The sequence below is a fragment of the Streptococcus mitis genome (assembly GCF_016658865.1).
Taxonomy (GTDB): Bacteria; Bacillota; Bacilli; order Lactobacillales; family Streptococcaceae; genus Streptococcus; species Streptococcus mitis_BT.
In genome coordinates, this window is sequence record NZ_CP067992.1 from 705,985 (window position 1) to 715,968 (window position 9,984).

Genomic DNA, 9,984 nt, shown 5'->3' on the forward strand with positions numbered 1-9,984 from the left:
AAAAAATCAGTCATCTTGCTATGCCCCTGCTCTTGCAGTGTACACGTTTTTGTCTTATGCTAGACTCATTTCCAAAAGCATTATATAATAGTGATATGAAAGCAACTAAACAAGAAATACAAGAAATACAAGCAATTAAAACTTGTTTAAAAGATCCTACTAAAGCTAATACTAAACAAAAAATCAAATAGCAAGCTAGGGAGTTTATTTCAAACAATCCAACATACTGATTTTAGGCTGAAGATAATATTGGAGTGCTAATTAATGAGGTTATAATAAATAGCTGACAGCTTGTAATAGTTTTGGATTTTTTAAGAGCAGATGAGTATTAAAACTATAAGGAGGATGCAGGTGGCTAAAAATTTAAAATTAAAATTAGCTCGTGTGGAGCTTGATTTAACACAAGGTCAACTGGCAGAGGCTGTTGGGGTAACGCGTCAGACTATTGGTTTGATAGAGGCGGGAAAATACAATCCCAGTCTCTCGCTCTGCCAGTCCATTTGCAGATGTTTAGGGAAAACACTAGACCAACTATTTTGGGAGGAAGAAGATGATAACTAAATTCATTCATTATCAATTACTTGACGAAAGAGAAGAACAACTAATCAATAAAGCTGGGGCGGAATCCTTTTCCCTCTTTATTGGGCTGGTGCTTCTAAGCTATTTGGTGGCTGTATTGGCTCCATCTCTTTTTAATCCGAATTTTCTAGTCTATACTCTGATAGTAGGAATTTTCTTCTTTTTCAATCGTGCCCGTTATCTGGGAGTGACCTACTATAGTCGTTTTCATTTTACGATTTTGGGTTGTTTTTTCCTAACCTTGGCTATTACGGCTCTTTTGATGTTACAGAATTATCAATTCAACATAGAAATTTATCAGCACAATCCTTTGAACGTTAAATACCTGTCTGCTTGGGCTATTACTTATATCATTTACCTTCCCTGGGTCTTTATTGGCAATCTTGGTCTTAAGAGCTATGGTGAATGGGCTCAGAAAAAGTTTGAACAAGATATGGATGAACTGGAGAGTGGAGAATAGCTTGTTACTCTTTTCGCAATCCAGCTAAAATGTGATATAATAGTACTAATTTATTGGGATACATGAAAGTTTTTGAAAATTTTCATGTATTTCTAGCTAAGGAAGTAGGAAAAGTATGTATCCAGATGATAGTTTGACATTGCACACGGACTTGTACCAGATTAACATGATGCAGGTTTACTTTGACCAAGGGATTCACAATAAAAAGGCGGTCTTTGAGGTTTATTTCCGCCAACAGCCTTTTAAGAATGGCTATGCGGTTTTTGCTGGTTTGGAAAGAATTGTGAACTATCTTGAAGATTTGCGTTTTTCAGATAGTGATATTGCCTATTTGGAGTCGCTTGGCTATCATGGGGAATTCTTGGACTATCTTCGCAATTTCAAGTTGGAGTTGACCGTTCGTTCTGCCCAAGAAGGGGATTTGGTTTTTGCTAATGAACCGATTGTGCAGGTGGAAGGCCCTCTAGCCCAATGTCAGTTGGTTGAAACGGCCCTTTTGAACATCGTCAACTACCAGACCTTGGTGGCGACTAAGGCAGCTCGTATTCGTTCGGTTATCGAAGATGAACCCTTGATGGAGTTTGGGACACGTCGGGCTCAAGAAATGGATGCGGCTATCTGGGGAACACGCGCAGCGGTGATTGGTGGTGCCAATGGAACCAGCAATGTGCGTGCTGGTAAACTCTTTGACATTCCTGTCTTGGGGACCCATGCCCATGCCTTGGTACAGGTTTATGGTAATGACTATGAGGCCTTCAAGGCTTACGCTGCGACCCATAAAAATTGCGTCTTTCTTGTGGATACTTATGACACCCTTCGCATCGGTGTGCCAGCTGCCATTCAGGTGGCGCGTGAGTTGGGTGACCAGATTAACTTTATGGGTGTGCGGATTGACTCTGGGGATATTGCTTACATTTCCAAGAAAGTTCGTCAGCAACTGGACGAGGCTGGATTTACAGAGGCTAAGATTTATGCTTCAAATGACCTAGATGAAAATACTATCCTCAACCTCAAGATGCAAAAGGCTAAGATTGATGTCTGGGGTGTGGGAACTAAGCTGATTACAGCCTATGACCAGCCAGCGCTTGGGGCAGTTTATAAGATTGTGGCCATCGAAGATGAAAATGGTCAGATGCGCAACACCATCAAGCTGTCTAATAATGCGGAAAAAGTGTCTACGCCAGGTAAGAAGCAGGTGTGGCGCATTACTAGTCGTGAAAAAGGTAAGTCAGAGGGTGACTACATCACCTATGATGGTGTGGATGTGAGCGACATGACAGAAATCAAGATGTTCCATCCGACTTATACCTACATCAAGAAGACTGTTCGTAATTTTGATGCTGTTCCTCTCTTGGTGGATATTTTCAAGGACGGGCAATTGATTTACAACCTGCCTAGCTTGACTGAGATTCAGGCTTATGCCCGTAAGGAATTTGACAAGTTGTGGGATGAGTACAAGCGCGTGCTCAATCCTCAGCACTATCCAGTAGATTTGGCGCGTGATGTATGGCAAGACAAGATGGACTTGATTGACAAGATGCGCAAGGAAGCACTCGGTGAAGGAGAAGAAGAATGAGTTTGCAAGAAACGATTATCCAAGAACTGGGCGTGAAACCAGTGATTGATGCCCAAGAAGAAATCCGTCGTTCTATTGATTTCTTAAAGAGATACCTGAAAAAACATCCCTTCCTAAAAACCTTTGTATTAGGGATTTCTGGAGGTCAGGACTCAACCTTGGCAGGTCGCTTGGCTCAATTAGCTATGGAAGAACTGCGAGCAGAAACGGGAGATGATAACTACAAATTTATCGCTGTCCGCCTGCCATACGGAGTGCAAGCTGATGAAGCAGATGCTCAAAAAGCTCTAGCCTTTATCCAGCCAGATGTCAGCTTAGTGGTTAATATCAAGGAATCAGCCGACGCTATGACGGCAGCAGTTGAAGCGACAGGAAGCTCTGTTTCAGACTTCAATAAGGGAAATATCAAGGCACGTTGCCGTATGATTGCCCAATATGCCCTTGCTGGTGCCCATAGCGGAGCGGTCATTGGGACAGACCATGCTGCGGAAAATATCACAGGTTTCTTTACCAAGTTTGGCGACGGTGGTGCAGATATTTTACCCCTTTTCCGTCTCAATAAACGACAAGGAAAGCAACTTTTGAAGGAACTTGGTGCAGACCCAGCCCTTTATGAAAAAATCCCAACAGCAGACCTAGAAGAAGACAAACCAGGCCTAGCTGATGAAGTTGCACTTGGAGTCACTTACAATGAAATTGATGACTACCTGGAAGGCAAAACAATCAGCCCAGAAGCCCAAATGACTATTGAAAACTGGTGGCACAAAGGCCAGCACAAACGCCACCTACCAATCACCGTATTTGATGACTTTTGGGAGTAAAAACCTCCAGTGGAGGTTTTTACCCTGAGCCTAGAAATAAGAAAGCGAAGAAGGTCCGGGGGACCTTTTTAGCTTGAGCCTAGAAACTGGGAAGCAAGAATAACCTCCAGTGGAGGTTTTCAGACTGAGTCTAGAAATAAGAAAACGAGGAAGGTCCTGGAACTTGAATCCCGAGTCTAGAAACGAGAAAGTAAAACAAGTTTCAATGGAGATTGGACATAGAATCATCTATCAGAAAGCGAGGTAGCGTCATGAAAGCAATCGGTACGCAAATATTACACACAGATCGTTTAATCTTGCGAAGATTTGTGGAAAGTGATGCAGAAGCCATGTTTCAGAATTGGGCTTCATCCGCTGAGAATCTGACCTATGTCACTTGGGATCCCCATTCTGATGTCGATGTGACTCGAAATTCCATTCGTAATTGGGTTGCCTCTTATACAAATCCCAACTATTACAAATGGGCCATTTGTCTCAAAGAAAAGCCAGAGCAGGTGATAGGAGATATCAGCATCGTTGCAATAGATGAGAACGATTCTTCTTGTGAAATTGGCTATGTTCTAGGCAAGAAATACTGGGGTCATGGTATGATGACAGAGGCCTTGAAAGCTATCTTGGACTTCTGTTTTACTCAAGCAAGCTTTCAAGAAGTCAAGGCACGTTATGCCAGTCTCAACCCAGCTTCAGGTCGTGTCATGGAGAAGGCTGGAATGTCCTATCTAAAGACTATTACCAATGGTGTAGAGAGAAAAGGCTATCTTGCGGACCTTATTTATTATCAGATAAGTAGGGAAGACTAGTGAATTTTCTTTTCAGTTTCCATCAAAGTCAGACTGTGTCTGGCTTTTTTGTAAGATTTCTAAATAACCTGATTAAATTCCTATTTTTCCCTATCATTGCCCCTGTTTTTTCTGGAGTTTTGGGGCTATAATAGTCCTATCAAATCAAAGAATGGAGGAAGGCAATGGATAATATAATCTTTTTTATCAGTGTTTTTCTGGCTGGAATTCTTTCCTTCTTTTCTCCTTGTATTTTACCCTTGTTACCGGTTTATGCAGGGGTCTTGTTGGATGATAAAGATGGTGCTCAGGCTTCTAGTGGCAAATTTTCAATCTCATTTGTTAGTTTATTGCGAACTCTGGCCTTTATAGCGGGTATTTCTTTTATCTTTATCTTACTAGGCTATGGAGCTGGTTTTTTAGGCAATTTGTTGTATGCTTCTTGGTTTCAGTATGTGACGGGTGCGGTTATCATTCTTTTGGGCTTGCACCAGATGGAAGTCTTACATTTTCAAGGGCTTTACAAGGAAAGAAGGTTACAATTAAAGAGACAGGGGCAAAAGGGTAAGGGCTATAGTCAGGCATTTTTACTGGGCTTGACCTTTAGTTTTGCTTGGACGCCTTGTGTAGGGCCAGTTCTGGGCTCTGTTTTGGCCTTGGCGGCTTCAGGTGGCTCAGGTGCTTGGCAGGGAGCTGGTCTCATGTTAATCTATACGCTGGGTTTGGCGCTACCATTTTTGGTTCTAGCTCTAGCCTCCAGCTATGTTTTGAAACATTTCCGAAAACTCCATCCTTATCTAGGAACCCTCAAAAAAGTGGGTGGTTTCCTCATCATCGTGATGGGAATCTTGGTACTTTTGGGAAATGCTTCTATTTTAACAAGATTATTTGAATAGAGAGGAAGAAGAAATGAAAAAATGGCAAACATGTCTCCTTGGAGTAGGATCAATCTGTTGTTTGGCAGCCTGTTCGGCTAAAAATATGTCAGACGAAGCTACTATGAAGGAGCAAACAAAAACAGAACAAGTTAGTTCGCAAACTGCGACTAAAGGTCAGGCAGTTGCTGATTTCGAACTGACAGGAGTAGATGGCAAGACCTACCGCTTGTCTGATTACAAGGGCAAGAAAGTCTATCTCAAATTCTGGGCTTCTTGGTGTTCCATCTGTCTAGCTAGTCTTCCTGACACGGATGAAATTGCTAAAGATGCTGGTGATGATTATGTGGTCTTGACGGTAGTGTCACCTGGACATAAGGGGGAACAAGCAGAAGCAGACTTTAAGAACTGGTACAAGGGTTTGGATTATAAAAACTTCCCAGTTCTAATTGACCCATCAGGTAAACTTTTGGAAAGTTATGGTGTCCGTTCTTACCCAACTCAAGCCTTTATAGACAAGGAAGGAAAGCTGGTCAAAACGCAACCTGGTTTTATGGATAAGGATATGATTTTAAAAACATTGAAAGAAATGGGGTAGAGAAAGGTCATGAATGATAAAGTAAAATTGTTTGTCTTGGCAGGGATTTTTTTCCTAGCCATAACCGGTTTCTATTTTCTATTGATGCGAAATGCAGGGCAGACAGATAGCTCGCAAATTGAGAAAGCAGCAGTTAGCCAAGGAGGAAAAACAGTGAAAAAAACAGAAGTGAGTAAAGATGCAGACTTGCACGAAATTTATCTGGCTGGGGGATGTTTCTGGGGAGTTGAGGAATATTTCTCACGCGTTCCCGGTGTGACAGATGCCGTATCAGGCTATGCAAATGGTAGAGGGGAAACAACCAAGTACGAATTGATTAACCAAACAGGACATGCAGAGACTGTCCATATTACCTATGATGCTAATCAAATTTCTCTCAAAGAAATCCTGCTTCATTACTTCCGAATTATCAATCCAACCAGCAAAAATAAACAAGGAAATGATGTGGGGACCCAATACCGTACGGGTGTTTATTACACAGATGACAAGGATTTAGAGGTGATTAACCAAGTTTTTGATGAAGTTGCTAAGAAATACGATCAACCTCTAGCAGTTGAAAAGGAGGCCTTGCAGAATTTTGTAGTGGCTGAGGATTACCACCAAGACTATCTCAAGAAAAATCCAAATGGCTACTGCCATATCAATGTTAATCAGGCGGCCTATCCTGTCATCGATGCCAGCAAATACCCCAAACCAAGTGATGAAGAATTAAAAAAGACCTTGTCACCTGAGGAGTATGCAGTTACCCAAAAAAATCAAACAGAACGAGCTTTTTCAAACCGCTACTGGGATAAATTCGAATCCGGTATCTATGTGGATGTGGCAACTGGCGAACCCCTCTTTTCATCAAAGGATAAGTTCGAGTCTGGTTGTGGCTGGCCTAGTTTCACCCAACCCATCAGTCCAGATGTTGCCACCTACAAGGAAGATAAGTCCTACAATATGACACGCATGGAAGTGCGGAGCCGAGTTGGAGATTCTCACCTTGGCCATGTCTTTACGGACGGCCCACAGGACAAGGGGGGCTTACGCTACTGTATTAATAGTCTCTCTATCCGCTTTATTCCTAAAGACCAAATGGAAGAAAAAGGCTACGCTTATTTACTAGATTATGTAGATTAAGAGGTCTTTCCTAAGCAGTTAGAGGAGAATTTTGCTATACTGATACTAGTAAGTGACAAAGGAGAGAAGCATGACCTACACAATCTTAATCGTAGAAGATGAGTATCTGGTAAGACAAGGCTTGACCAAGCTGGTCAATGTAGCAGCCTACGATATGGAAATCATCGGTCAAGCTGAAAATGGAAGGCAGGCTTGGGAGCTGATTCAAAAGCAAGTGCCAGACATTGTTTTAACTGATATCAACATGCCCCAGCTAAATGGTATCCAGTTAGCCAGTCTGGTCCGAGAAACCTATCCTCAGGTTCATCTAGTTTTTTTGACAGGCTACGATGATTTTGATTATGCCTTGTCTGCTGTCAAACTCGGTGTGGACGACTATCTGCTTAAACCCTTTTCTCGTCAGGATATTGAGGAAATGTTGGGGAAAATAAAGCAAAAACTAGACAAGGAAGAGAAAGAAGAGCAGTTACAAGGTTTACTGACCGATAAGTTTGAAGGAAACTTGGCCCAGAAAATCCATTCTCATCTAGCTGATAGCCAATTTAGTTTAAAATCTTTAGCCAGTGACTTGGGATTTAGCCCGACTTATCTGAGTTCTTTGATTAAGAAAGAGTTGGGCCTGCCTTTTCAGGATTATCTGGTGAGAGAACGTGTTAAACAAGCCAAAATCTTGCTTTTAACTACAGATCTGAAGATTTACGAGATTGCAGAGAAGGTTGGCTTTGAAGATATGAACTACTTTACCCAACGTTTTAAACAGATTGCGGGTGTGACACCTCGTCAGTTTAAGAAGGGAGAAGGTCGATGAAGCGTTCGTCTCTTCTAGTTAGAATGGTTATTTCCATCTTTCTGGTTTTTCTCATTCTCCTAGCTGTTGTTGGGACTTTCTACTATCGATCTAGTTCATCAGCCATTGAGGCTACCATTGAAGGCAATAGCCAGACGACTATCAGCCAAACTAGCCACTTTATCCAGTCTTATATCAAAAAATTAGAAACCACCTCGACTAGTTTGACCCAGCAGACGGATGTCCTAGCCTATGCTGAGAATCCCAGTCAAGACAAGGTCAAGGGAATCCGAAATCTGTTTTTGACCATCTTAAAGGCAGACCAAGACTTGAAAACGGTAGTTCTGGTCACCAAATCAGGTCAGGTCATTTCTACGGATGATAGTGTGCAAATGAAAACCTCCTCAGATATGATGACTGAGGATTGGTACCAAAAGGCTATTCATCAGGGAGCCATGCCAGTTTTGACCCCAGCTCGTAAATCGGACAGTCAGTGGGTCATTTCTGTCACTCAGGAACTTGTTGATGCAAAGGGAGCCAATCTGGGTGTACTTCGTTTGGATATTTCTTATGAAACTCTGGAAGCCTATCTTAACCAACTTCAGTTGGGTCATCAGGGCTTTGCCTTTATCATCAATGAAAACCATGAATTTGTTTATCATCCTCAACACACAGTTTATAGTTCGTCTAGCGAAATGGAGGCCATGAAACCCTATATTAAGACAGGGCAGGGTTACACTCCAGACCACCAATCCTATGTCAGTCAAGAAAAGATTGCTGGAACTGATTGGACGGTGCTTGGCGTGTCTTCGTTGGAGAAGTTAGACCAGGTTCGGAGTCAACTCATGTGGACCTTGCTTGGAGCCAGTTTCACATCTCTTCTTGCCTGTCTCTGCTTGGTGTGGTTTAGTCTTAAACGCTGGATTGCTCCTCTGAATGACTTGAGAGAAACTATGCTGGAAATTGCTTCTGGTACACAAAATCTGCGTGCCAAGGAAACTGGTGCATATGAGTTGAGAGAAGTGACTCGTCAGTTCAATGCCATGTTGGATCAGATTGATCAGCTGATGGCAGATGTGCGCAAGCAGGAAGAAACGACCCGTCAGTATGAACTTCAAGCCTTGTCGAGCCAGATTAACCCCCATTTCCTCTACAATACTTTGGACACCATCATCTGGATGGCTGAATTTCAGGATAGTCAGAGAGTGGTGCAAGTGACCAAGTCCTTGGCGACTTATTTCCGCCTAGCGCTCAATCAGGGTAAAGATTTGATTTGCCTGTCTGACGAAATCAATCATGTCCGCCAGTATCTTTTTATCCAGAAACAACGCTATGGGGATAAACTGGAATATGGAATTGATGAAAATCCTGCCTTTGATAATCTAGTCTTGCCCAAGTTGGTGTTACAACCTCTTGTAGAGAATGCTCTTTACCATGGCATTAAGGAAAAGGAAGGTCAGGGACATATTAAGGTTTCTGTTCAGAAACAGGATTCAGGACTAGTCATCCGCATTGAGGATGACGGCGTTGGATTTCAAAATGCTGGCGATAGTAGTCAGAGTCAGCTCAAACGTGGAGGAGTAGGTCTTCAAAATGTTGACCAACGACTCAATCTTCATTTTGGAGAACATTATCAGATGAAGATTGATTCTGCACCCGACAAAGGGACGACGGTTGAAATATACATAAATAGAATAGAAACTAGCTAACTCCCAGTTAATTCTGGGAGTTTTATGCGTAATTGAGCAAGCTTTCTAGGTTGTCTATCTTGCTAAAAACAAGAAAAAACGATATGATAGATAGTGACAAAAGAGGTATCAAGTATGAAGGAAAAAGACATTCAAAGAGAAACAAGCCAGATTGTAGAAGATGTGTTGGAAAAGGCCAATTTGAAGCAAGGATCTATCTTTGTTTTGGGCCTTTCTTCTAGTGAAGTGATAGGTGGTCAGATTGGCAAGGAATCCAGCAAAGAAATTGGGGAAATCATTGTGAAAACCATTCTAGATATCCTAGAGGAAAAAGGAATTCATCTAGCCGTTCAAGGTTGTGAACATGTCAATCGGGCTCTCGTTGTTGAACGTCAGGTTGCAGAGCAGTTTGGTCTGGAAATCGTCAGTGTCCTTCCTACTCTTCATGCAGGAGGTTCGGGTCAATTGGCGGCCTTCAAGTTTATGCAGGATCCAGTTGAGGTTGAATTTATCAAGGCCCATGCTGGATTGGATATCGGAGACACTGCAATTGGTATGCATGTCAAGCATGTTCAAGTTCCGATTCGCCCTCTTTTGAGAGAAATTGGGCATGCCCATGTAACGGCTCTTGCAAGTCGTCCCAAATTAATCGGAGGTGCGCGTGCGCATTATCCGCAAGATTCTATTAGAAAGTCGTGA

Annotated in this window: 11 protein-coding genes; all 11 read left to right on the forward strand. The window is 42.3% G+C overall.

Going from position 1 to position 9,984, the window contains the following annotated elements; all coding sequences use genetic code 11:
* Positions 1-351: 351 nt before the first annotated feature.
* The 11 genes from JJN14_RS03525 (at position 352) to JJN14_RS03575 (ending at position 9,984) form a co-directional block, all read left to right on the forward strand.
* Positions 352-561: a helix-turn-helix transcriptional regulator gene (locus JJN14_RS03525; protein WP_180947990.1), complete on the forward strand. Its 210-nt coding sequence runs from the start codon at positions 352-354 to the stop codon at positions 559-561.
* Positions 551-1,039, forward strand: a complete 489-nt coding sequence (locus JJN14_RS03530) for a DUF6773 family protein (protein ID WP_101784569.1) — start codon at positions 551-553, stop codon at positions 1,037-1,039. The genes JJN14_RS03525 and JJN14_RS03530 overlap by 11 nt, the downstream gene beginning before the upstream one ends.
* 115 nt (positions 1,040-1,154) lie before the next feature.
* A complete protein-coding gene (locus JJN14_RS03535; RefSeq protein WP_201058925.1) occupies positions 1,155-2,615 on the forward strand; it encodes a nicotinate phosphoribosyltransferase in 1,461 nt (486 codons plus the stop codon).
* Positions 2,612-3,436, forward strand: coding sequence for an ammonia-dependent NAD(+) synthetase (nadE, locus tag JJN14_RS03540; protein WP_201058926.1), 825 nt, complete (start codon positions 2,612-2,614; stop codon positions 3,434-3,436). Before JJN14_RS03535 ends, nadE begins: the two co-directional genes overlap by 4 nt.
* 251 nt (positions 3,437-3,687) lie before the next feature.
* Complete coding sequence (locus JJN14_RS03545; RefSeq protein WP_201058927.1) at positions 3,688-4,236, forward strand: GNAT family N-acetyltransferase; 549 nt, start codon at positions 3,688-3,690, stop codon at positions 4,234-4,236.
* A gap of 164 nt (positions 4,237-4,400) precedes the next feature.
* On the forward strand, positions 4,401-5,111 hold the full coding sequence (ccdA2, locus tag JJN14_RS03550) for a thiol-disulfide oxidoreductase-associated membrane protein CcdA2 (RefSeq protein ID WP_201058928.1): 711 nt from the start codon (positions 4,401-4,403) through the stop codon (positions 5,109-5,111).
* Positions 5,112-5,124: 13 nt separating this feature from the next.
* Positions 5,125-5,688, forward strand: coding sequence for a redoxin family protein (locus tag JJN14_RS03555; protein ID WP_045607294.1), 564 nt, complete (start codon positions 5,125-5,127; stop codon positions 5,686-5,688).
* A 9-nt stretch (positions 5,689-5,697) separates the two neighbouring features.
* Complete coding sequence (gene msrB, locus JJN14_RS03560) at positions 5,698-6,810, forward strand: peptide-methionine (R)-S-oxide reductase MsrB (protein WP_201058929.1); 1,113 nt, start codon at positions 5,698-5,700, stop codon at positions 6,808-6,810.
* A gap of 70 nt (positions 6,811-6,880) precedes the next feature.
* Entirely contained in the window at positions 6,881-7,618 is a 738-nt protein-coding gene (locus tag JJN14_RS03565; RefSeq protein ID WP_201058930.1) for a response regulator transcription factor, read from the forward strand.
* Complete coding sequence (locus JJN14_RS03570; RefSeq protein WP_201058931.1) at positions 7,615-9,306, forward strand: cache domain-containing sensor histidine kinase; 1,692 nt, start codon at positions 7,615-7,617, stop codon at positions 9,304-9,306. The genes JJN14_RS03565 and JJN14_RS03570 overlap by 4 nt, the downstream gene beginning before the upstream one ends.
* Before the next feature lie 114 nt (positions 9,307-9,420).
* Positions 9,421-9,984, forward strand: coding sequence for a TIGR01440 family protein (locus JJN14_RS03575; protein ID WP_201058932.1), 564 nt, complete (start codon positions 9,421-9,423; stop codon positions 9,982-9,984).